Annotated in this window: 17 protein-coding genes; 15 read left to right on the top strand and 2 right to left on the bottom strand. The window is 56.9% G+C overall.

Annotated elements, in window-relative coordinates; all coding sequences use genetic code 11:
* The first annotated feature begins 5 nt into the window (after nt 1-5).
* Nucleotides 6-1,499: a DASS family sodium-coupled anion symporter gene (locus J3T92_RS09325; RefSeq protein WP_267401253.1), complete on the top strand. Its 1,494-nt coding sequence runs from the start codon at nt 6-8 to the stop codon at nt 1,497-1,499.
* Nucleotides 1,500-1,589: 90 nt separating this feature from the next.
* Here the strand turns inward: J3T92_RS09325 and J3T92_RS09320 are convergent, their stop codons facing one another.
* Complete coding sequence (locus tag J3T92_RS09320) at nt 1,590-2,489, bottom strand: carbohydrate kinase family protein (RefSeq protein WP_220237075.1); 900 nt, start codon at nt 2,487-2,489, stop codon at nt 1,590-1,592.
* Nucleotides 2,479-3,756, bottom strand: a complete 1,278-nt coding sequence (locus J3T92_RS09315; RefSeq protein ID WP_267401273.1) for an ROK family transcriptional regulator — start codon at nt 3,754-3,756, stop codon at nt 2,479-2,481. The genes J3T92_RS09320 and J3T92_RS09315 overlap by 11 nt, the downstream gene beginning before the upstream one ends.
* A 386-nt stretch (nt 3,757-4,142) precedes the next feature.
* Here J3T92_RS09315 and J3T92_RS09310 point away from each other — a divergent pair, with 386 nt between their 5' ends.
* The 14 genes from J3T92_RS09310 to J3T92_RS09245 all read left to right on the top strand — a co-directional run bounded on the left by J3T92_RS09310 (nt 4,143) and on the right by J3T92_RS09245 (nt 22,498).
* Entirely contained in the window at nt 4,143-6,155 is a 2,013-nt protein-coding gene (locus tag J3T92_RS09310; protein WP_267401252.1) for a glycoside hydrolase family 20 zincin-like fold domain-containing protein, read from the top strand.
* 123 nt (nt 6,156-6,278) lie between these two features.
* Nucleotides 6,279-6,635 (top strand): ATP-binding protein, encoded by a 357-nt coding sequence (locus tag J3T92_RS09305; RefSeq protein ID WP_267401251.1) that lies wholly within the window; start codon nt 6,279-6,281, stop codon nt 6,633-6,635.
* A gap of 150 nt (nt 6,636-6,785) precedes the next feature.
* The gene (locus tag J3T92_RS09300; RefSeq protein ID WP_267401250.1) at nt 6,786-7,907 is read left to right on the top strand and encodes a glycoside hydrolase family 3 protein; all 1,122 of its coding nucleotides are present in this window, start codon (nt 6,786-6,788) and stop codon (nt 7,905-7,907) included.
* Entirely contained in the window at nt 7,907-8,395 is a 489-nt protein-coding gene (locus J3T92_RS09295; protein WP_267401249.1) for a hypothetical protein, read from the top strand. The genes J3T92_RS09300 and J3T92_RS09295 overlap by 1 nt, the downstream gene beginning before the upstream one ends.
* 11 nt (nt 8,396-8,406) lie before the next feature.
* Nucleotides 8,407-8,853: a hypothetical protein gene (locus J3T92_RS09290; RefSeq protein ID WP_267401248.1), complete on the top strand. Its 447-nt coding sequence runs from the start codon at nt 8,407-8,409 to the stop codon at nt 8,851-8,853.
* A gap of 137 nt (nt 8,854-8,990) precedes the next feature.
* On the top strand, nt 8,991-11,474 hold the full coding sequence (locus J3T92_RS09285) for a glycoside hydrolase family 2 TIM barrel-domain containing protein (RefSeq protein WP_267401246.1): 2,484 nt from the start codon (nt 8,991-8,993) through the stop codon (nt 11,472-11,474).
* Nucleotides 11,467-12,063: a hypothetical protein gene (locus J3T92_RS09280; protein ID WP_267401245.1), complete on the top strand. Its 597-nt coding sequence runs from the start codon at nt 11,467-11,469 to the stop codon at nt 12,061-12,063. Before J3T92_RS09285 ends, J3T92_RS09280 begins: the two co-directional genes overlap by 8 nt.
* A 114-nt stretch (nt 12,064-12,177) precedes the next feature.
* A complete protein-coding gene (gene xylA / locus J3T92_RS09275; RefSeq protein ID WP_267401244.1) occupies nt 12,178-13,521 on the top strand; it encodes a xylose isomerase in 1,344 nt (447 codons plus the stop codon).
* 331 nt (nt 13,522-13,852) lie between these two features.
* Nucleotides 13,853-14,779: a hypothetical protein gene (locus J3T92_RS09270; RefSeq protein ID WP_267401243.1), complete on the top strand. Its 927-nt coding sequence runs from the start codon at nt 13,853-13,855 to the stop codon at nt 14,777-14,779.
* A complete protein-coding gene (locus J3T92_RS09265; RefSeq protein WP_267401242.1) occupies nt 14,772-16,130 on the top strand; it encodes an extracellular solute-binding protein in 1,359 nt (452 codons plus the stop codon). The genes J3T92_RS09270 and J3T92_RS09265 overlap by 8 nt, the downstream gene beginning before the upstream one ends.
* A 44-nt stretch (nt 16,131-16,174) precedes the next feature.
* Complete coding sequence (locus J3T92_RS09260; RefSeq protein ID WP_267401241.1) at nt 16,175-17,065, top strand: carbohydrate ABC transporter permease; 891 nt, start codon at nt 16,175-16,177, stop codon at nt 17,063-17,065.
* Complete coding sequence (locus tag J3T92_RS09255) at nt 17,052-17,915, top strand: carbohydrate ABC transporter permease (protein ID WP_267401240.1); 864 nt, start codon at nt 17,052-17,054, stop codon at nt 17,913-17,915. The genes J3T92_RS09260 and J3T92_RS09255 overlap by 14 nt, the downstream gene beginning before the upstream one ends.
* An 85-nt stretch (nt 17,916-18,000) precedes the next feature.
* Nucleotides 18,001-18,978: a hypothetical protein gene (locus J3T92_RS09250; RefSeq protein ID WP_267401239.1), complete on the top strand. Its 978-nt coding sequence runs from the start codon at nt 18,001-18,003 to the stop codon at nt 18,976-18,978.
* Nucleotides 18,979-19,348: 370 nt separating this feature from the next.
* Entirely contained in the window at nt 19,349-22,498 is a 3,150-nt protein-coding gene (locus J3T92_RS09245) for an alpha-mannosidase (protein WP_267401238.1), read from the top strand.
* Nucleotides 22,499-22,509: the final 11 nt, after the last annotated feature.

Genomic DNA, 22,509 nt, shown 5'->3' with positions numbered 1-22,509 from the left:
GGATCATGAGCGAAGGAGCAATGATGGGTGAAACAGTAAGAACGGGTGAGGGCAGGGGAGACCCCCAGGCAGGGGCTAGCCAGCCTTTCAATACGGGCCAACTGGTCAAGGCTCTCATCTGCGTGGCGGTAGGGCTGGTCATCTTCCTCATACCGCCTCCCAAGGGACTGACTCCCCAGGGCATGCATATGCTAGGAGTCTTTGTGGGCACCATCCTAGGGCTGATTCTGCAGCCTCTGCCCACATCAGCGGTGGCTATCATTGGCATGACCGTGGGGATGCTGACTGGTGCCCTGGACCCCAAGAAGGCAGCTTTCAACGGACTAGGCAGTGCCTCCATCTGGCTGATAGTGGCGGCCTTCTTCATTGCCCAGGGATTTGTCTCCACCGGACTGGGCCGGAGGATCGCTTTGGTCTTTCTTTCCCGATTGGGCAAGTCCAGTCTGGGCATAGCCTACGGGCTCTCGGCCGCCGACCTGGTCCTGGCTCCGGCCACTCCTTCAAACACGGCTCGTCTGGGCGGCATTCTTTTCCCGATCATCACCTCCATCAGCGACGTGCAGGATTCAAAACCGGACACGGACGACTCCCGGCGACGCATCGGCGCTTACTTGGCGATCACAGCCAACAATGTCAACGCCATTACATCGGCCATGTTCCTGACGGCTATGGCGGCAGGCCCTGTCGTAGGACAGCTGGCCCAGAAATTCCATGTGGACATCGGGTGGGGCACCTGGGCCATGGCCGGTATCGTGCCCGGCCTGATCTGCCTGATCATCATCCCCGCCTTGATCTATCGCATCTTTCCGCCCACCCTGCGGAACGTTCCTCAGGCTCAGGAGGATGCCAAGGATGAACTCAAAGGACTTGGCCCGCTGAGCATGCACGAGTGGATCATGGCTGTGACCTTCCTGGTCATGCTGGTCCTCTGGGCGACCGGCTCGGTGATCCATATCAATTCCACCACCGTGGCCTTCCTGGGCGTGGCCGTGCTGCTGTGCACCAAGATCATCACCTGGCAGGACATGGTCGCCAACAAGTCCGCCTGGTCCACGCTGATTTTCTTCGGTGTTCTGGTAGGCATGGCTGAACCCCTGAATACCCTGGGCGTCACCACCTGGGCAGGGGAGATCATCGCCGGGCTGGTCAAGGGCATGCCTTGGGTGTTGGTCTTGGTTATTTTGACGGTCTTCTACTTCTTCATCCACTACATGTTCGCTTCTGAGCTGGCCCAGGTGGCGGCCATCTACACGCTCTTCGTCAGCGTGGCCGTGGCTGCCGGGGTACCCGCCATGCCTGCAGCGCTGATGCTGGGATGCGCCAGCGGTTTAATCGGTGCCATGACCCATTACGCCTCCGGACCGGCGGCCTTGATTTACGGTGCCGGATACGTCAAGACCTCTGAGTTCCTGCGTATTGGCCTGATCTGCGGATTGGTGACTGTGGCTATCTTCCTGACCGTGGGCCTGGGCTGGTGGCGGCTCATCGGCATCTGGTAAATCGTGATTCCGCAGATATAAATCTGGTCCCGTCCAGTCGACAGTTCGACAGGGCGGGACCAAATCATGCTCCGAGAGAGGGGTAGGGGATCATTGGCCCTGCTGACCCAGATAGTCGGGGATATGTTCGGGATATTCGGGCCAGGCGCCCTGCTGGGTGCAGACAAAGGCTGCAGTGTTGACGGCAGCCCGGTGAGCCTGAGTCAGGGAGGCCCCCAACAGGCGGTTGATGGCGAAGGTGCCGGAGAAGGCGTCGCCGGCCCCGACCGTGTCAGCCACAGTGATTTCAGGCGTGGGCAGGTGGGAGGACTGGCCGTCCGCCAGATAGATCGTGCTGTAATCGCTGCCGGCGGTCAGCACGATGGTGTCCAGGTGCCACTGATCCATGAACCAGTGGCAGAGCTCATCATCGGTGGCTCCGGGCACGTGGAACATGTCACGCAGGGTGACCAGTTCTTCGTCGTTGAGCTTGAAGACCGTGGCCATGTCCAGCAGCTCCTGAATCAGATCCTTGCTGTAGAAGGTGCCGCGCAGGTTGATGTCGAAGAAGCGCATGGCATGGCTCTTGGTGTGGCGCAGCACCTGCAAACAGGTTTCGCGAGACTGTCTGCTGCGCATGCTCAGCGTGCCGTAGCAGACGGCGTCGGCCTTGCTGGCCAGACCGGCCAGGTCATCCGTGTATTCCAGATGGTCCCAGGCCACATCGGGCTTGAAGACGTACTGGGGGATGCCCTCAGTCAGCTGGACCTCAACAGTGCTGGTGGGATGGTCGTTGTGCTGCAAGACGGCATCGACGCCGGCCTTCTGGACCGCATCCTCGAGCTCCCGGCCCAGGTCGTCGCGTCCCACGGCGCTGATGGCGTAGCCTTCCGCCCCGTTCTTCGCGGCGTGATAGCTGAAGTTGACCGGTGCGCCACCGGCCCGCTTGCCTGTTGGCAGGACGTCCCAAAGGATTTCGCCGATGCTGAGGACCACGGGTTTACTGGTCATGGTGTTCCTTTCCTGATGACGGGTGATGCGCCCGCCTTGTGCTTGTTGACTTCACAGCTGTACGGCCCATACTGGCCGGGTGCTCCAAAAATTGGCTGGCAGCTACAGCCGCAGCGCCGGTCAGCGTAGCATCGGCTGGAAGGCGGGAGAGCAGGATCTGCGTGTGCTCTCGCAGGCCAGGCAGGGAGCGCTGGGACACTATGGATCGGACACGTTCCAACAGGCGTGTACCGGCTCCGGCCACCATGTCTCCAATGACGATCTGGGCGGGGTTGTAGGCGTTGACGATGGTTACGCAGCCATAGCCCACATAGCCGGCTATCTGATCCACCAGGGTCTGGGCGGCCTGCTGGCCCGTGCGGGCTTTGTCGAACAGGCCAGCGCAGGCCTTGGCGTGGGTCATGGCCTCGACTCCAGGGAAGTGATCCCGCATATCCGGCTGGCACATGCGGCGGTGGATGGCTACCGCCGAGCAGTAGCATTCCAGGCAGCCGCGATTGCCGCACTCGCAGGGCAGTCCGTTCAGATCGATGCTGACGTGGCCGATCTCGGTGGCCGCTCCCTGGCTTCCGTCCACCAGGGCGCCCCTGTCGATGACTCCAAGCCCAACGCCTTCGCCCACCAGAAAGTAGGCCATGCTGGATGCGCTCACCCGTGGGTCGAACAGGCTCTGAGCCAGTGCGCCGGCGCGGGCGTCCTGCTCGATGAAGGTGGGTACACGGAAGGCTTGGCCGAATTCGTGGATAAAGTCCACGCCACGCCAGCCAGGCATGCTGGTGACCAAGGCGATGCGGCCGGTCTCGCGCAGATAGGGGCCCGGTATGGCCATGCCTACGGCGACGATGGCGGGGTTGGTCTCCAGTCGTCTTCCGACCCGGGTTCTGACCTCGGCTACGGCGCAGGGGATGTCATCGGGGTCGACGGGAGGCAGATCCTCCGAGTCCAGCAGACGGCCGCTGATGTCGAACAGTCCGATGCTGACCAGGCTGCGGGCGAACTTGACTCCGATGACCTGATAGCGGTCGGCGTTCAGGGCCAGGCCGATGGATCGACGGCCGCCCTCTGAGTCCATGCTGCCGGTCTCGCTGATCAGGCCCAGGTCAATCAGACGGCCTGCCAGCTTGCCCACGGCTGCCGGCGTCAGATTGAGGTCTCGGGCCATCTGGGCTCGCGAACTGGTACCGTGCTGGTGCAGATACTGGACTATGCGTGACTGGTTGAGCTCGGAGAGGGCCTGTGGCGTGCTGGCGTATGGGCTGCCGCGCATGTCAACCTCCTCCTTGAGCAGTACGGTCACGCGATCTTCGCGCACTTTATGAACGATGTTTATATATTAACACTGTTTATTATCCCTGTGCAAACTGTTCCGAACAGTCCACGCTATCCAGACAGGGGCAACTGCATGGTTGGCTGTGTCGTCATCAACCAGGAAGTTGGCCAGCCTCTGTCTCTGCACCAATGCGATGGATTGCAGATTCTTGCTTTTGCTGCTGTCATTGTGTCCTACCGATGGCCGCTCGCCCTGGGTGCCGGCATCATTCCCTGTCCCCGGCGTATTGGTAGATTGAGGAGGTGGCCATGATGGCCATAGCCGGGGCATGCCGGTGATGCAGTCGTCGGCGGCATCAGCCCATTTCGGGAAAGGCATGGAGCATGAGTCTTGATAATGGCATCGACACCGTTGCCGATCCTTCGCGAGAGCGTCCGTTGGCCCTGATTCCCCAGCCGCTCCATGTGCAAAGGGGCCGGGGCCAGTTGCTGTTGCCGGTGGCGGGCAGAATTATATGCGGTTCAGCAGTTGACCAGGAGCTGGGTTCCGTCCTGAGCGACCAATTGACAGATACCATCAGGCGGGCTGCAGGAATGGTCTGGGACCATTCGCGAGGACAGGCTTGGACTGGGGCGATCAGTCTGGATCTGGACCAGAGACTTGGCCCCCAGGAGTATCTTCTGCGCATCGCCGATCCTGGGGAGCGCCGTCCAATTGTGAATATCCGCGGCGGTGACTGTCAGGGGCTGCGCTGGGGGGTGCAGACCCTCCGGCAGATCATCATGCAATGCGGTCCTGTGCTTCCGGCCCTGCACATCCAGGACCGACCCGCCTATCCAACGCGCATCTACAGCCTGGATGTGACCCGTGGTCGGGTGCCCACCATGGACTGGCTGCGGCACTGGGCGGATATATTGGCCTTGTATAAGTTCAATCAGCTGCAGCTCTACATCGAGCACACCATGGCTTTCCCGGGCATGAGCGAGGCCTGGAGGGGCACAAGCCCCCTGGAGCCCGGGCAGATCACCGATTTCGACGGCTACTGCGCCCGTCTGGGCATCGAGTTGGTGCCTTCGATCTCCACCTTCGGCCACCATTACGCTAACCTTCGCACTCGCGGATTCAGGGATCTAGGCGAGTTTCCTGAGCAGGCGGACCGGCCCTACTCTTTCATAGAGCGCCAGGAGCACCACACCATCAATGTCAACCACCCGCAGGCCCTGGCATTCTCGACCGGACTGATTGACGCATACGCGCCGCTTATGCGCACACGTAATTTCAATATCGGCGGTGACGAGACCTTCGATCTGGGCAAGGGGCGTTCGCGGCAGAATGGTTCCAGCAAGGATCCTGCTGATATGTACGCCGATTATTTGATCAGCCTGTGCGATCACCTGCATGCACGGGGCCGCCATCCCATGTTCTGGGGCGATGTCGCTGTGTCCATGCCCAGAGTCTTGGACAGGCTGCCCAAGGACTGCACGTTGCTCAATTGGCTCTACGACCCGCAGGTAGGGCCGGAGAAGGTTGCCCTTGTGGCCTCTACAGGGGCCCGGCAGGTAGTCTGCTCGGCCGTTCACGCCTGGAATCTTCTCCTGCCGGGAATCGACGATGCATGGAACAACATCAGCCGTCTGAGCCGATACGGGATCCAGTACGGTGCCGTTGGGGCCATGGTTACCGACTGGGGCGATTACGGGCACATCAACGATCCGCGCATGAGCCTGCCTGGCATGGCCTACGCCGCCCAGTGCTTCTGGAACCCGAATGACGATGATAGAGTCCGGGTGGACAGGGATCTGGGCTTGCTGATCTATGGGGATGCGACAGGGGACTATCTGCCGGCACTGATCCAGGCAGGCTCCAGTGAGGTCTTCGGTTGGGAGGACATGGTTCGTTACTGGGAGCTGGATGACGGCCATGGCGGATTGAACCAGGATGTGGCCCACTTCCTTGCCGGTGCATTGCCCGTCTTGCCCGGACTTGATTCGTCCGCCGATGCCGACGAAGCTCGCCGGGGTCTGCTCATGGCTTTGCGCAATGGTCTCGGGCAGGTGGATCAGCTTGACGATCGGTTGGTCGACGCTGCTGCACGAATGGGCGGGGCCGCCGCCGAATGCCGGGCTGATGCGCGCAGAACTATGCAGGCCCAGTTGATGGCTGTCCATGGTCAACGTCTCTTCAACGCACTGGGTCGTAGCCTGGCCGTTCGCCATGGCGTTCTGCCTGGAGCTCAGAATGCGGGAGCCGACCGGAACTTGGCTGATGCTTTGGAGATCTGGTTCGAGTCTTACACCACGCTCTGGCGTCAGGTAAGCCGTGAATCGGAGCTGGGGCGGATCGCTTCTGTAGTCTGGGGCTTTGCTGATATTCTACGACGGAGGACGAACACATGATCTGATCGGCTGCGATGGTCCCTTGGCCCGATACAATGGTGCTATTCCAGGGCGGGGTTGACGGCAGGTTCTATGCTCAGGGTGGCTCTGGTCTGTGAACGTCGTGGCATAAGGTTCGATAGGATGATAGACGGGGCTCTGCTCAGGTTCATGAATCCTACAGATGTTTATGCGCTCTTCGGCAACGCTATGGATAATGCGTTGGAGGCGCTCGCTGATTTCGAACCCAAAGATGGCCGATATATCAGCCTTGATGTGAAAAAACGCGTGGGCATGGTGCTTATCCGGGTCGAGAATCCCTTTCCTGGCGAAATCAGGTTTGTCAATGGGCTGCCTATGACCACCAAGATCGATGTGCGTGATCACGGTTTTGGCCTGCGCTCTATGTCGATGATTGCCAAACGATATCATGGCAAGATGTTCATCAAGGCTGAGGACCACTTGTTCATTCTCACCATCGTTCTGCCAAGCGCTTCTTGACGTTCGAGGCCGTAATTCGACCATTCAGGCACTTGGCCTTGCCGGTGGAACTTGCCGGTTGAAGAATGAATTCCGCAGCGGTCGGGGTGACGTGTTGGCCAATGAGGGCGACGGCCATAACCTGCGGCCAATGTGAGAAAAGGAGAATACATGTCGAAGAAATCACGGCTATGGAGGGCGATGACGTCCGTCGGAGCCCTGTTGCTCGCTTTGGTCATTATGGCGAGCCTCGTCATGGAGACTTATAGAACATCGATCGATGCCTTTTTCGGCACTAGGAGCCAGAGAATCGTCACTGATCAGTCCGCCCACGGCAAGGACGCCTGGACCTACGCCTCCGAATTCAAAACCGCAAAAAGTGCATATCAGGGTTTCATAAGAGAAGCTCTTCAGGAGGCGCCTGAAACTTTCGCCCTGCTCAAGAACGACCATGAGGCTCTGCCGCTTGCCGAGCATGCGAAGGTGACCATGCTGGGCATCAGAGGATTCGCGCCAATCTATGGCAGTTCGGGAGGCTCCGTTACTGACGAGCATTCCACTGAGCAGATCACCCAGGCTTTCGCCAAGAAGGGGCTGCGTCTGAATCCATCCACGCTCCAGGCATATCAGCAATATTTCAAAGGCAAGAAGTGGACGGTTCCCAAATTCGGCGGTGGCATATTGCCTGAATACGCGGAAATCACCAAATATAACGATCCATGTGAATTATCGATTGATGAATTGACCGGCCTCAATCCGGACTTCAGATCGCAATATGTACAGTTTGGCGATGCGGCTATTGTCGTGGTCGGCCGGCCTGGTGGCGAAAACGGCGATGGATATTACCCAGGCAAGCGCGGCCTCGCGACCGGTGTCTCGACTTCGACCGGCAATATATTGGCCTTGTCTCAAAAAGAGAAGGAGATTATCGGCGAGGCGGAGTCTCACTTCAAGAAGGTCGTTGTCCTCATCAACTCCGTAAACCCCATGGAGATAGGCGATCTGAAGGATGACCCGCGGATCAGCGCCATCATGTGGATTGGCTTCCCTGGAGCTTATGGCTTCGAGGCCCTGGCTGATGTGCTTACCGGAGTGGTGTCGCCCTCGGCGCGATTGGGTGATGTCATGGCCCGCAACAGCGCTTTGGCGCCGGCCATGGGCAATTCGAACAGAAGGCTCGCGAGATGGATCTGCGCAATATCCAACAGGCTTTTGAGGCCAAGGGCAAACCGGACGACTTCGACGGCCGTGCTCACCTGCACGGCGACTATCGTCAGGGAGCCTTGGGTGTAATGACTTCCTACAACCGTATAGGTGCCGTGGCATCCAGTGCCAATGTCGGTGTCATGAACGACATCATGCGGAATGAATGGGGATTCACCGGCTACTCGGTAACCGACTTCACCTCAGTTTCGCCTCATGCTTCCCCAAAGGAGTCGCTGTTAGCAGGAACCACAGCCTTTTGCGGATTCGGTAATCAGGGGGTCGAATATTGGAATCCTGAAACCCTGAGCTCCGACAAAGCCATGCTGTCGGCCATCCGCAAGGATATTCATTACGCTTTGTGGGCGCTGGCCAACTCCAATGCGATGAATGGTGTCAACGAGACTACGCATACACAGAACACGCTCACCTGGTGGCGTGGATTGTATCTTGCGGGCATCGCCCTTACAGCTCTGGCTACCCTGCTTGGATTGGTTGGTTGCGTGCTGGATTGGCGACGTTTATCAGGGAAATCGCTTCGATCTGGTGTGGATGTTGACGAAGGAGGTGCTCGATGATCAGGTGGCGCATGGAACGTAAAGGCAGCCTTTGGACGGCATTGGTGTGTTCCCTGGTGGGCTTGGCTATTTACCTTGCCTCTTCAATGACGGGGTATCTTGCTGGGAAAGGGCTGAGCGCAGTCGTGATCGTCTGCACACTACTGGCATGGGTGTGCCTGGCCCCAGTTGAGCCGGCCCGGCTCGATGGAGAGCAAAGTACTGTGGCTTCCATAAGGTCCCTTGCGGCTGAGGTGCTCCTGTTGATCGCCTTCGCAGTATTTGCCATGTCGCGGGTCAGATTGGCGGCGGATGTCTATTTCATCCCCGTCAATTACCCTCCGTCTGAGCAGACGGCGCTCAATTGGTCCATTGTTGGAGTTGTGGGATATGCGGTGGCCATCGTGGCAGTAATTGTCCGTTTCTGCGGTAAGCCCCGAACGATCGCCATTTCTGCAGACTCTGGGGCTAAAGTCTGATTCTCAAGGATGTAGTAGGGGTCGGCGCCAGTTCTAGGAGCATCGGCTGGCCTTTTCTCGAACCGGTCTTGTCGGCTGCCATTCCGCTTTCAGTGGATGGCGGCTGGCGAGACCTTACGACGCGGTGAAGGAACTTCATGGAAGCAACTGAATGGAACCAGGGGTGGCGATATCGCCATTTCCAGGAGAAGGACGAGTCTTGGACACCTGTGGAGATTCCCCACGATGCCATGCTGGGGGAGCCTCGGAGACCTGATGCGCCGAGTGGCGCCAACAGCGGATGGTTTGTGGGGCGTGACTATGAATACGTCAAGGAAATCCGCACGGATAAACTGGGCCCGCATGACACGATGATTCTAGAGTTCGAGGGTGTATATCAACACAGCGAAGTTTGGCTGGACGATTGCAAACTGAGCTTCCATCCCTATGGGTACACGGGTTTTTTCGTCGACCTGAGCGGGAAGATACAGCCAGGCGGCAGGGGACTGATTCGTGTCGTCGCGCGCAATGCTGAGCAGCCGAATTCCCGCTGGTACTCCGGGGCGGGCATCTACCGTCCAGTCACTCTGTGGACCGCTGGGGGGCAATGCATCCATCCCGATGGCATTAAAGTCTCCACCCTGGGCACCGACCCATGTGCCATTCACGTGTCTTTGCAGGCTTCATCCGCAGGAACTGCGCAGATCCGCATTCTGCCCATCGATGCACAACAGGGAGAAGCCTTGGCTGACATCGAGGTTCCTGTGGATGCAGAAGGAAGGGCCCAGGCGGATATTGATCTTCCAGGTGCTCAGCCATGGAGTCCTGAGAGCCCGACGCTGTATGAGTGCCAGGTCCTTTTCGTCTCCTCCTCGGGCTGCCGGGATCGGGCGCGGGCTACATTCGGCATACGGACTGTCGCCTGGGGCGATCAGGGTCTGCTCATCAATGGTGTCCGCAGAATCCTTAAAGGGGCCTGCGTCCACCATGATAACGGGATTCTTGGCGCCTGCGCTTGGCCCGAGGCCGAGGAGCGGAAGGTGAGACTGCTCAAGCGCAACGGCTACAACGTCATCCGCAGCGCCCACAACCCCTGTTCAAAGAGCCTTCTGGAGGCCTGCGACCGTCTGGGCATGCTGGTCCTGGACGAGTACATAGACCATTGGTACATACACAAGACCGCGCATGACTATGTGCAGTACTTTCCACGATGGTGGCGTCGGGATCTGGCTGACATGGTGGCCAAGGACTTCAACCATCCATCGGTCATCATGTACTCCATCGGCAACGAGGTCAGCGAAACCGCACAGCCGAAGGGTATTGAACTGACCAGACGCATGGTTGAGGTTCTGCATGGGCTGGATGCCGGTCGACCTGTGACATGCGGCGTTAATATCTTTTTCAACTTCCTGAGCTCCATTGGACTAGGGGTGTATTCGGATAAAAAAGCCGCAAAGGAGGCTGCACAGGGCGCCGAACAAAATGCAGGTTCCGCACAGAACCGGCACCATGGTGCTGTAGGCAGCCAGTTCTTCAACGACATGGCGGGAATCATGGGAGCGAATTTCATGAAGACCGGGGCTACCCTTCCAGCCTGCGACCGTCGGACGCGCGGAGCCTTCGCCTGCATGGATGTGTCTGGGTACAACTATGGCATCAAACGGTACGCAGGTGATCTGCGTCGGTACCCTCATCGACTTATTCTGGGCACTGAGACCTTCTGCAGTGATGCTGACGAATTCATGCATCTGGCCCACCGGAATCCGCGTCTGATCGGCGATTTCGTATGGGCGGGAATGGACTATCTTGGCGAAGTCGGCGTAGGAGCATGGGAGTATCGGCAGGAGGCGCCACGGTTCAGCGGATTCGGTTGGCTCACTGCAGGTTCCGGACGTCTGGACCTGACCGGCAGGCCCTTGGGTGAGGCTCTGTATACCCGTGTGGCATTAGGGGCTGAAACTGGTCCCTATCTAGCGGTCCGCCCTGTCAATCATGCGGGGGAGCGGCATTCCCCAAGCGCTTGGAAGATGACCGATGCCCTGGATTCGTGGAGCTGGGATGGATGCGAGGGCCGGACTGCACAAGTCGAGGTATATGCCCGAGCGTATGAGGTTGTCTTGAGGCTCAATGGACGTTGCGTAGGGCGCTCGCGTTCGCATGGAAGCACCAGATTCCGCTTCTCCTGCACCTATGAGCACGGGGTGTTGGAGGCCCTGGTATACGACCGGTTCGGTCAGTTGATTGGCCGACGGAAGCTGCACTCTGCCGGGAAAGAGACGATGATTACCTTGAATGCCGATCGAGAGTATGTACGTCCAGGCAGGCTTTGTTTCTTACGGGCGAGATACACGGATGATCAGGGCATCGATAAGCCGATGATCCAGGGGGAGTTGGCCGGCCATGTACAGGGCGGTCGGTTGCTGGCCCTTGGATGTGCGGCGCCATATAATCCTGAGGGCTTTCTCAAGGGGCATACACGCAGCTACTACGGCCAGGCATTGGCAGTGGTGCAGGCCAATCGGCCAGCCGGCCTCCATGGTCCGGCAAAGCTTGACTTTGAGATCTCCGACGGCCGTCATCAAGCCGCCATCAGCGTTCCGATACGTGATGAGGAGTCGACAACGGAGGAGAGCCATGCATGACATCCGTTCGGTTGTGGCCATGCACTGGAGACGATTTGCATCCCGTCATCGGCGGATCGCGCAGTTTCTCACTTTTTACGCTTTCTCCCTGCTGGTGACGCTTTTGCAATATTTGATGCTGACTTTTCTGCCGGAGGTCGTCTATCGGCTTACAGATTGGTGTTCGATACCTGCTCAGCTTGGACATATTCATCTTGGCATTGTGGATACCTATGTGTTCGATTACCCGGTGACTGGCGACGCCACTGGCGGTATGGGGTATTTCGCTGCGTTTGCGTTTACCTTTTTCGTTGCCCAATGTGTCAATTTTCCTATGCAGCGCAATGTCACCTTCAAGTCGCATGGCAATGTCTGGTATCAGATTTTCTGGTACATCATCGCCTTTGTCGCCATCACCGTCGTCTGCTCTGTGCTGATGGGGCTGTATGTGCCTGTCTGCAAACGCTTCTTTCCGCCGTCGGTTTATAACGTGCTGATTACCGTGATCAACGGCGGCGTGCAGATGGTCATTTACTTTCCCGTGTACGCCATCATTTTCCCTGGGGGCAAGCCACAGACAGTCTCAGAGAAAGACCGGCCAAAGATATAATTCAACGAATTGACAAAATCGATCCGTCCCTCTACTCTTATTGTTCAGGAGGCAGGAACTGGTTTCCTCCCCTGTGAACGCTGTAAAGGCAAATGCATTAGGCAAAGGAGCATTATGGGTCTGTGGGACGTTGACAAGATCGAATACGTAGGTCGCCAGGGTGTCAAGGAGGGCCTGGGCTTCCGTTACTACGACAAGAACAAGGTGGTGGCCGGCAAGCCCATGAAGGACTGGCTGCGCTTCGCTGTGGCCTGGTGGCACACCTTCAACCAGGGCCTGGTGGATCCCTTCGGCGATCCCACCGCGCAGAGGCCCTACTACCGCTACACCGATCCCATGGATCAGGCGCTGGCCAAGGTGGATTACGCCTTCGAGCTCTTCACCAAGCTAGGGGTCGAGTTCTTCTGCTTCCATGACCGTGACCTGGCTCCCGAGGGCGACACCCTGCGCGAGACCGACGCCAATCTTGACAAGGTGATCGATCGCATCGAGGCCGCCATGAAGGACACGGGCGTCAAGCTGCTCTGGAACACCTCGTCGCTCTTCACCAACCCCCGTTTCGAGGCCGGCGCCGGCACCTCGCCCTTCGCTGACATCTATGCATACTCCGCAGGCCAGCTCAAGCACAGCCTAGAGATCGGCAAGCGGTTGGGTGCCGAGAACTACGTCTTCTGGGGCGGCCGCGAGGGCTATGAATCCCTCTGGAACACCCGCATGAAGGAGGAGCAGGACCATATGGCCGCCCTCTTCCACATGTGCGTGGACTACGCCAAGGAGATCGGCTTCGACGCGCAGTTCCTGATCGAGCCCAAGCCCAAGGAGCCCACACTCCATCAGTACGACTACGACGCGGCCACCACCATCAACTTCCTGCGCACCTATGACCTGCAGGATAACTTCAAGCTCAACATCGAGGGCAACCACGCCAACCTGGCCATGCATACCTATCAGCATGAGGTCCGCGTGGCCCGCGAGGCCGGATTCCTGGGGTCCTTGGATGCCAACCAGGGCGACAAACTGATCGGCTGGGACATGGACGAGTTCCCCTCGGACCTCTACGATGCCACCGCCGTCATGTGGGAGGTGCTGGCCAATGGCAGCATCGGGCCCCGCGGAGGCCTGAACTTCGACGCAAAGCCGCGCCGTTCCTCCTTCCTGCCGGAGGACCTCTTCAGGACCCACATCGTGGGCATGGACACCTACGCCGCCGGTCTGCTGGTCGCGGCCAAGATGCACGAGGACGGCTACATCGAGCAGCTCCAGCAGGAGCGCTACTCCTCCTTCGAATCCGGCATCGGCTCCACTGTTGAGGACGGCACGGCTACGCTGGCCTCCTTGGAGGAGTACAGCCTTGACAAGCCGCAGGCTGAACTGATCGCCGCCGACAAGTCCGACCATCTTGAAGTGGTCAAGGCCACCATCAACAACTACATTGTGGAGGCTCTGGCTCAGGCCTGAGCTTTAGCTAAGCATCGCTCAACCCTGTATGACGGAATTCGCACCGTCGTGCAGGGTTTTCTTATGCGCTTTCGGCTATCCGGGATTGCTGTATGTCATGGTTAGAAGACACTCGGATATGTCTGCGAAAAAAAGCGGGGATTTTCTGATCTGAGTAATGTCTGAGGCTTGAGGAATAGCCATTCCTGGAGAATTAGTACTCTGATCTTCTAAGCGACTTTTCTGTATTTTTGAGGATTTTTATGGCTCTTGTGTGGTAAGCGGCTATACTAAAACTAAATCGCTTTAGTAGATCATCGAAGAACTACTGCGAACAACATGGAGGTTGTTGATGTCGAATGAGGCAAAGGGCAGGCTGGACAGCAATCACGAAAGTGACGAACCAGGACCTATTTTGGCCGGTTATTACCGCGCGTGGCATGATAACTGTGGAAAACCAAAAGGGGACTCAATTTCGCTTGGCGATGTGCCCGCAGACCTGGATCTTGTGTCCATCATCACCAATGGAGAAGTCGATGATGATTTCTGGGTTGCTCTGCCGGTCTACATTGAAAAACTCCACACGCAGGGCACAAAGGTAGTCCGAACCTTGTTTTTGGACTGCCTCTATCGGGATGCCTACGAGGATTGCGGCAAAGTTCACACTTTCACCCGGCTTGGCGAAGAAAGCAGCGGACCAGAAAGCCGTGCCGACGAGATAATCGCCAACTACCTAAAGCCCTTTGACTATGACGGCCTAGTGATTGATGTTGATCATGAACCTGAGTCCGATCAAATGGCTGCCGTAGCTGCGGTGTTTCACGCTTTGGCGAGAAAGTGGGGACCGAGTTCAGCATCCTCACGCCTCATGATTTTCGATCAGGATATTCTTCTGCCTCAGACCAGTCTGATTGCTCAGGTCTATCAAGATTGCTCCTATTATTTCGCTGACACCTATGGCATGGATGTTCGTCGTATTCAAGGACTTTTCGAGCAGGTCCGCGACTTTGTACCTGCTTCAAAATTCGTCACTGGTTTTTCATTCTATGAAGAAGGAGGCCCTCGATGGGGTGATGTCACGTATCCGATTGAAGGAAGCAGGGTCAAAGACCTCCTATCCTGGCATCCGACTGGTTCGAACCGCACAGGAGGACTTTTCGCCTACGCAATAGATCGCGATGGGGTTGCCCAAGGTGACGATCGGTTGAGGCGAACCGATTATAAAATCATACACTATATAAAAGAAAAATTGGAGAACAAAGGAGTCTCTCATGAATAAACTGGGGAAAATATCAGTCATGTTGCTGGCTGCGGTTACCAGCGTCGGGATTTTATCGTCGTGTGGCTCTTCCGAATCGGATAAGAAAACAGTCAAGTTTGCCTACCAGGCCACCGGAGACACCAGTGCTATAAGCAAGTGGATGAAAGACGTCAAAGCTCAGTTTGAGTCTGAGAACAAAGGCGCCACTTTGAAGCTGGAGCCTATCAAATCGAACGGGGATGACTATGGCAGCAAGCTGGCCTTGATGAGCAAATCCGAAAAAACCGCTCCAGACCTCATGATCCTTGACACGGAAATGATCCGTCCCTATGTAGCAGCTGGTTACCTTAAGCCCATTGATGACCAACTGAAAGGGTGGAAGGATTGGTCGCAGTATTTTGATAGTTCGAAGAACGCCGGCAAAGCCGATGATGGAAAAATTTATGCAGTGCCCTTGGGCACTGACACCAGGGGCATCTGGTATAACAAAGACATTCTCAAGAAGGCCGGCCTGAGTGACAACTGGCAGCCTAAATCCTGGGATGATGTGATTGATGCAGCGACGAAGATCAAGAAAACGCAGCCTGACGTAATACCGATGAACCTCTATGCCGGCCGTCCTCTGGGAGAGGTCTCCGTCATGCAAGGCTTCGATATGCTTCTTTACGGCACCAAGGGTGGCACACTGTACAACACCAAGGCTCAAAAGTGGGTCACTGGTTCCAAGCAATTCAAAGACTCCCTCCAGTTCATCAAGGATATTTACAGCAAGGGTCTGGCACCCACGCCCCAGCAGGCTCTGGATCCTCAGCTTGGTGACAAGGTCGGGCAACAGTGGATGCCTCAGTCGAAACTTGGCATGTCAATCGAGGGCAACTGGCTGGCTTCATCGTGGATGCCAGGCGGCGACAGCGAATGGACTGACTGGCAGAAGCATATTGGCTGGTGTGGTTTCCCAACTCAGAACGGGCAGAAGCCTGGCCTGATTTCAATGTCTGGCGGTTGGGGCCTGGCGCTGTCCAGCCATACGCAGAATCCTGATCTTGCTTTTAAAGCGCTCAAAGTTTTCCAAAACGAGAAACACGCTGCAGCGTACGACACAATCTCTGGATCAATCGCAGTGCGCAAGGATGTAGAGCAAGATAAGAAATACTTGGGATCCAATCCCACTATCAAGTTCTTCACGGATTTGGCCAAGTACAGTCAGTACAGGCCTGCAAACTCCCAGTACAAAGAGGTTTCCGACCAGGTCGCCATAGCCACGGAAAGTGTATTGACCGGCCAGAAGTCAGTCAAGGATGCAGCAGCTGAATACGATTCTGCAATAGTCAAAACTGTAGGTGCCGATCATGCAGAAGCCGCGAAGTAACCGAATTCCATTCGCTGGTTTTCTTTCGTGACTGAGAGAAGAAAATGAATAGCAGTACAAGAAAGAAATTGATAAACGCTGAGCACTACACCCCAATTCTGCCAGCAGCGGCGATGATGGTGCTTTTCCTGCTTGGCCCAATCATATGGTCCTTGTATGCCTCGCTGACCGACTATTCTATGGTTGGTTCAACAGCTGTCAACCCACACTTTGTTGGTCTGAAGAACTATGTGGCGCTCTTCACGGATCCTGTTTTTCCCAAGTCCCTTTGGCTGACCATTCTTTTGATTCTGGCCTCGGCGCTAATTGGGCAGAACATACTGGGCATGGTATTGGCTCTGCTCAGTCAAAAAGCGCCCAGAAGACTGACAAAGGTCGTAGACTCAATAGTGGTTCTGGCTTGGGTCATTCCGGACATTGTCGGGTGCTACTGCGCCTACGCGCTCTTTGCTGGTGGAGGCACCCTTGACGCTCTGGGCAAGGCGGTGGGTGCCGATTGGTCGGCTCTCCTCTACTACCATCCAATGACCATCGTCATCATTGTGAACGTCTGGCGCGGCACTGCCTTTTCAATGCTCATCTATCAAGCTGCTCTGAATGACATCTCCAAGGATGTCATCGAAGCTGCTGAGATAGACGGCGCAAACGCCTGGCAGTCTTTCTTCAGAATCAAGCTGCCTATTATGCGGCACTCGATTCTTACCAATTTGATGTTGATCACCCTGCAGACACTCTCTGTCTTCAGCATCATCATTGTGTTGACTGGCGGGGGGCCTGGCACGAATTCGAGCACCCTTCCCGTTCTTGCCTACTTGGAGGCTTTCAACTTCTCGAAGTTGGGATATGGAACCGCCATTTCGGTGATATTGGTCGTCGTGGGCGCCCTCTTCTCGGTGCTCTATATCAAGCTGCTAAGGACAAATGATGAAGACTGAAGCTACTCTTGATCCACGGATGAACGCGCCACGCAGGTATGACTGGATGAAGCTGGTCGCTGCGATACTGACAGCCTTGATAGGGTTTCTTTTCGCTGCGCCCATGCTCTGGCTGCTGGTCGCCTCCTTCAACACGCATGCAACCCTGTCTTCGTTCAACTTGGGTTTTTCCCTCCAGAACTTTGTGAAGGTATTCAACATGCAGACCTTCGGGTTGCCTATCGTCAACTCGCTGATCATCAGTATTGGCACATCGGTCCTAGTGGTGACTTTTTCGGTCCTGGCAGCCTATCCTCTCTCCAGATTCCGTTCAAAGACCACCAACCGGACCGTTAACGCCATCCTCTTCGCCAGTTGTTTGCCAATTACAGCCATGATGGTCCCTGTTTACGGGATATTCGTCCAGCTTCACTTGATCGATTCACTGACCGGGACCATTCTTTTCATGACCGCTTGCGGATTGCCGCAGGGCATCTTCATGATGAAGAATTTCATGGATTCAGTGCCCGTTACCTTGGAGGAAGCCGCTTGGGTGGATGGAGCCACGAGAATGCAGGCCCTGTTCCATGTGGTCGTGCCGCTGATGGTTCCATCGCTCTTGGTCATCTTTATATCGGAATTCGCTGGGAATTGGGGGAACTTCTTCGTTCCCTTCATGCTTCTGATGTCTCCGGATAAGGAACCGGCAGCCGTCAGCATATACACCTTCTTCGGCCAGCATGGCACGGTTGCGTACGGCCAGCTAGCAGCTTTCTCGCTGCTGTATTCAATACCTATTCTGATTATCTACGAAGTTACGAATAGATATATCGGCAACCAAACCTTGCTTGCCGGTGCAGTCAAGGAATAGAAGAAGCTTCGATGCCGCGGAGAGGAAGCAATCGACATTTTATCTGCTTCAGTTAAAGAAGAACAAGTTTGAAAAGAGATCAACCATGAAAAAACGGAGAATGATAACGGCATCAATGGCCATTCTGGCCTTAGCAGGAACGTCCGCAATAGGATCCACTGCTGCCTGGGCCGAATCTGATGTTCAAGGAAAGACCCATGAGATGACTGTTGCTTATTTCAGGGCCTGGAGAGATACGCATTCGGACCCGACTGTCAACTTCAACTCGATGTCGGATTTGCCCAAGCAGGTGGACATAGCTATCGCCTTTCCCAACCCGGAGACTACTCAGGCCTTCTGGGACACTCTTCCTGGGCAGATTGAGTCACTGCACAAGCAGGGTACAAAAGTGATCAGGAGTCTGGATATCAGCCTCTTCTATAAGGATGATTTCAACGACCCTCATGACCATCAGTCTCTTTCGCCCATGGAAAGCAATGCAGAGGGGTACGCCAAACGCGCCAGCGAGCTCAAGAAGTCCTATCTTTACTTCCCTGGACTTGACGGCTTTGTTGTCAACGCAGAGGCGAGCATGACCTCCACCGACGTTCAACGAGCCACGGGGGTTCTCAGGGCCATGTCGAGTTACTACGGGCCCAAGTCACCTGAGCCGAGTTCCATCTTTGCTTATAACACCAACAAGCCTGGGACCAACAGCCTCTATAGGGGAGTGTGCGACGTGATCTCTTACGTATTCGCCGATGCCTACGGGCGTTCGGTCGGAGCCCTCCAGCGGGACTGGGAGACCTACAAGGGCACGATCAAGAGCAGACAGTACATTCCTGGTTTCTCCTTCTATGAAGAGCGAGGCGGATGGTGGTATGACACCGAAGAGCCGATGTCAACCAGCAGAGCCATGCAGTACGCTCTTTGGGAGCCTGATGACGGGGCCGATGGCAGACAAAAAGGCGGTGTTTTTGAGTATGCCGTCGATAGAGATGGAGTGCGTCGTGGCGACGACAAGCTTCAACCTACGACCTTCGAATGGACCAAGGCCCTTTCAGCGGCTATGAACAAGCAGTGACGGTCATCTGAAGATCGAGGGTCCTTCTGCCTTCCGGCACCTGGACCCTCTTTTATAGCTGCCAATTCGCGAACAGTGGACAAGAGCCCATTTTCAGAATCTGCGAAATAAGGCTGAAAGTGTCCTCGGAGGTTGCAAGTCTTCATGGGCCAAGGGGTTTGCTCAAAGCGTGTGCTGGTGGCAAAACGTTGTGATAGCGCCTTTCGTCAGGAATTCATCCTAATGGAATGTGGGCTTATGCCGAATTTTCGAACTTGTGAACAGAAACACGCTATTTTTTGGGGCGAGATCTTTGGGTATTGGATAGGGTACAATTGAACTAAACCGCTTTAGTAGAGTTGCGAAGTGGGCCTAAGAGGAGGTTGTGAGGATGCAGCTGAAGATAGAACGCGTGCTTGACAAGTGCGACCGTGTCGTGCGTCAACGCGTGCTACCGAAGATTGAGCGGCCTGTGGGCCAGGTCCAAGTCCGCTCTTTCGTCATTTCCGGGGAGCCAATACCGTCATCGGAGTTCTTCGGAAAATTACAGAGCAAGAGCGTGGACTTCCAGCCTCTCTCCCTGGGAGATACTTGGGGCACGACCTGGGGGACCACCTGGATGGAGGTGACTGGCCGAGTTGATGCCGACTGGGCCGCCAAGGGCCCGATCGAGCTGGTGGTCGATCTGGGCTGGCATCCTGATGCGCCTGGTGGTCATTTTGAGGCCCAGGCCTATCGTCCGGATGGTTCGATCATCAAGGCTGTGAATCCCAGGAACCGGTGGATTCCGTTGGACGGGACTGATTTGGACGGGGATCCGACCCGTGACGAGGCTTCGGTCATCAAGCCTGACGGAACCTTCACCGTCTATCTGGAGGCTGCCTGCAATCCTCTCCTGCTTGGCACCCCCGCATTCGTGGAGACGCAGCTGGGGGAGGGGGCGACCGGCCGTGCCGATGAGCCTAATGTCCTCAAGCAGATGGATGTCTGCCATTTTGACCATGAGGCGTGGAACTACTGCATGGATCTTGAGGTCGCTGCCCAGCTGATCCGCGAATGCGACCAGAGCCAGCCGCGTTACTGGCGTCTGGGCAAGGCCCTGCAGCGTTCGCTCAATATTTACGATGAGCGTGACCTGGCCACGCTCGCGCCGGCCCGGCAGGCCCTGGCCGGCGTGCTGGCGGTGCCGGCGGCCCCCAGCGCCCTGGATCATGCGGCAGTGGGCCATTCCCATATCGACTCCGCCTGGCTTTGGCCCAAGCGGGAGACCAGACGCAAGGTGGCGCGGACTGTTTCGAACATGCTCGCCCTGATGGAGCGCGATCCTCAATTCATCTATGCCATGAGCTCGCCCCAGCAGTATGCATGGCTGGAGGAGGATCATCCCGATCTCTTCGCCCGCGTCAAGCATCGCATCCAAGAAGGCAGGTTCATCCCCGTCGGAGGGATGTGGGTGGAGTCTGACGGCATGCTGCCCTCAGGGGAGTCGCTGACCCGACAGTTCACCTATGGCAAGCGGTACTACCGGGAGCATCTAGGGGTGGATACAACCGTGGTCTGGGAGCCGGACAGCTTCGGCTACACGGGTCAGTTCCCGCAGATTGCCCGCCGTGCAGGAATGACATCCTTCCTTTCGCAGAAGATCTCCTGGAATGATACGACCAAATTCCCGCATCATACCTTTGATTGGCAGGGCATTGACGGCACGGCTATTTTCACGCATTTCCCTCCCATGGATACCTATGCCTCAAGCATGACGGCCCGCGAGCTCAACCACTCCGAAGAAAACTACCAGGACAAGGACATCTCGACCAGGGCCCTGGTGCTGTTCGGCTATGGCGATGGCGGTGGCGGCACCACCAGGGAGATGCTGGGACGCTATGAGCGCCTGCATGACGTGGAGGGATCGGCCAAGGTGCGGTATCAGGCTCCTGCAGACTTCTTCCGTCAGTCCGAGGAAGAGATCCGCGCGGAGGCTGGTTCCGAAATGCCCGTCTGGAAGGGCGAGCTCTACCTGGAGCTGCACCGCAAGACCCTGACCTCCCAGCAGGATATGAAGCGGGGCTGCCGGCAGGAGGAGGCCATGCTGCGCACGGTCGAATACCTCTGCGCCTACGCCGGCTTGGTCGATGACTCGTACACCTACCCCCGTCAGGAGCTGGACCAAATCTGGCGCACGTTGCTGCTCAACCAGTTCCATGACATTCTTCCAGGGTCCGCCATCTCCTGGGTCCATAGGCTGGCCAGGGAGGACTACCACAGGGACATCGCCCGTCTGGAGCAGATCGGCGATGAGGCTGCTCGCGTCATAGCCTCCGCCCGGCCGCAGGCACCCATGGTGTCTGATGCCAGGCTGGTACCCATGGACGGCAGGAGCCAGACGGCTTGGGAACCCGTCGGACCAGTACAGGCCCAGGAAGGCCCCGAGGGTATCAAGCCTGTTCAAGTCAGCCAAGAAGGCGACGGATTCGTCATGGATAACGGACTTATCCGGGCCGTCGTCGGCTCGGATGGCGAGGTTCATTCCATTCTTGACAGGACTTCTGGTAGGGATCTGGTCCCGCAAGGCTCCTCGGTCGGCGGATACGAGCTCTTCAAGGACGAGCCCTACATGTGGGATGCCTGGGATCTGGAGCGTGATGCCCTGCTGACCGCTTCTCCGGTCGATGACCCAGTCACCATTGAGGTCTTGGATTCCGGTGTTCGGGTATCGCGCCGGCATGGCGAAACCACAATCGTCACCACGATCGGGCTGACTCCCGGCGGCAGGCAGTTGGACTTCACTGCTGATGTGGACTGGCATCAGGATGAGCAGCTGCTCAAGGTGGACATCCCCGTCGCCGTTCAGGCCAGGTATGCGCAATTCGAGTGCCAGTACGGCTTCATCGATAGGCCCATCCAGAAGAACAACGCCGCTGAAGAGGCCCAGTTCGAGAGCTGCACACATCGATTCGTCAGAATCAGCGACGACGACCTTGCTGTTGGCGTGGTCAACGCTTCGACATACGGCGGCGACACCACACCGATCCACTACGACGAGAAGGCTGGCAAAGAGGCAGGAACCTTGGTCAGACTGACCCTCCTTTCCGCCCCGGTCTTTCCCGATCCGCATACCGACAGGGGCAAGCACAGCTTTGCCTGGTCCATCGTCCCCGGGGACACCCAGGCTGACATTCTGCAAGCAGCCTATGCCCTCAACGCTCCGGTCTTCCACCATGGACTGCCTGCCGTTGAGCCGCTGGCTGGTGTCGAGGATATTCAGGGCACCACCGTCATCGACTGGATCAAGACGGCTGATGACGACAGCGGTGATGTGATTGTCAGGGTCTATAACCCGGATTCTTCGCCCTCCAAGGCCAGGCTGCACACAGGGTCCGTCCTTCAGGGGGCGACCGTGAAGGAGGCCAACTCTCTGGAGGACGGTCCTGTGCCCGAGGGTGTGCGGCCAGGCCTGTGCTCCGAGCAGGGGGCGCAAGCCGATGGGGCCCTGTTGGATCTGGTTCCCTTCCAATTCACCACCTTGAGACTCTCCAGGCGCTGAATCGCCTGACC

The sequence above is a fragment of the Bifidobacterium sp. B4081 genome, from assembly GCF_026537335.1.
Taxonomy (GTDB): Bacteria; Actinomycetota; Actinomycetes; order Actinomycetales; family Bifidobacteriaceae; genus Bombiscardovia.
This window is presented reverse-complemented; position numbering and strand designations above follow the sequence as displayed.

What these genes read in the sequence shown, in the direction of transcription:
- J3T92_RS09310 (WP_267401252.1), top strand. Translation starts at nt 4,143, where the DNA reads ATGAGTCTTGATAATGGCATCGACACCGTTGCCGATCCTTCGCGAGAG.
- J3T92_RS09270 (WP_267401243.1), top strand. Translation starts at nt 13,853, where the DNA reads ATGTCGAATGAGGCAAAGGGCAGGCTGGACAGCAATCACGAAAGTGAC.
- J3T92_RS09295 (WP_267401249.1), top strand. Translation starts at nt 7,907, where the DNA reads ATGACTTCCTACAACCGTATAGGTGCCGTGGCATCCAGTGCCAATGTC.
- J3T92_RS09300 (WP_267401250.1), top strand. Translation starts at nt 6,786, where the DNA reads ATGTCGAAGAAATCACGGCTATGGAGGGCGATGACGTCCGTCGGAGCC.
- J3T92_RS09315 (WP_267401273.1), bottom strand. Translation starts at nt 3,756, where the DNA reads ATGCGCGGCAGCCCATACGCCAGCACGCCACAGGCCCTCTCCGAGCTC.
- J3T92_RS09290 (WP_267401248.1), top strand. Translation starts at nt 8,407, where the DNA reads ATGGAACGTAAAGGCAGCCTTTGGACGGCATTGGTGTGTTCCCTGGTG.
- J3T92_RS09255 (WP_267401240.1), top strand. Translation starts at nt 17,052, where the DNA reads ATGATGAAGACTGAAGCTACTCTTGATCCACGGATGAACGCGCCACGC.
- J3T92_RS09280 (WP_267401245.1), top strand. Translation starts at nt 11,467, where the DNA reads ATGCATGACATCCGTTCGGTTGTGGCCATGCACTGGAGACGATTTGCA.
- J3T92_RS09320 (WP_220237075.1), bottom strand. Translation starts at nt 2,489, where the DNA reads ATGACCAGTAAACCCGTGGTCCTCAGCATCGGCGAAATCCTTTGGGAC.
- J3T92_RS09260 (WP_267401241.1), top strand. Translation starts at nt 16,175, where the DNA reads ATGAATAGCAGTACAAGAAAGAAATTGATAAACGCTGAGCACTACACC.
- J3T92_RS09245 (WP_267401238.1), top strand. Translation starts at nt 19,349, where the DNA reads ATGCAGCTGAAGATAGAACGCGTGCTTGACAAGTGCGACCGTGTCGTG.
- J3T92_RS09250 (WP_267401239.1), top strand. Translation starts at nt 18,001, where the DNA reads ATGAAAAAACGGAGAATGATAACGGCATCAATGGCCATTCTGGCCTTA.
- xylA (WP_267401244.1), top strand. Translation starts at nt 12,178, where the DNA reads ATGGGTCTGTGGGACGTTGACAAGATCGAATACGTAGGTCGCCAGGGT.
- J3T92_RS09285 (WP_267401246.1), top strand. Translation starts at nt 8,991, where the DNA reads ATGGAAGCAACTGAATGGAACCAGGGGTGGCGATATCGCCATTTCCAG.
- J3T92_RS09305 (WP_267401251.1), top strand. Translation starts at nt 6,279, where the DNA reads ATGATAGACGGGGCTCTGCTCAGGTTCATGAATCCTACAGATGTTTAT.
- J3T92_RS09325 (WP_267401253.1), top strand. Translation starts at nt 6, where the DNA reads ATGAGCGAAGGAGCAATGATGGGTGAAACAGTAAGAACGGGTGAGGGC.
- J3T92_RS09265 (WP_267401242.1), top strand. Translation starts at nt 14,772, where the DNA reads ATGAATAAACTGGGGAAAATATCAGTCATGTTGCTGGCTGCGGTTACC.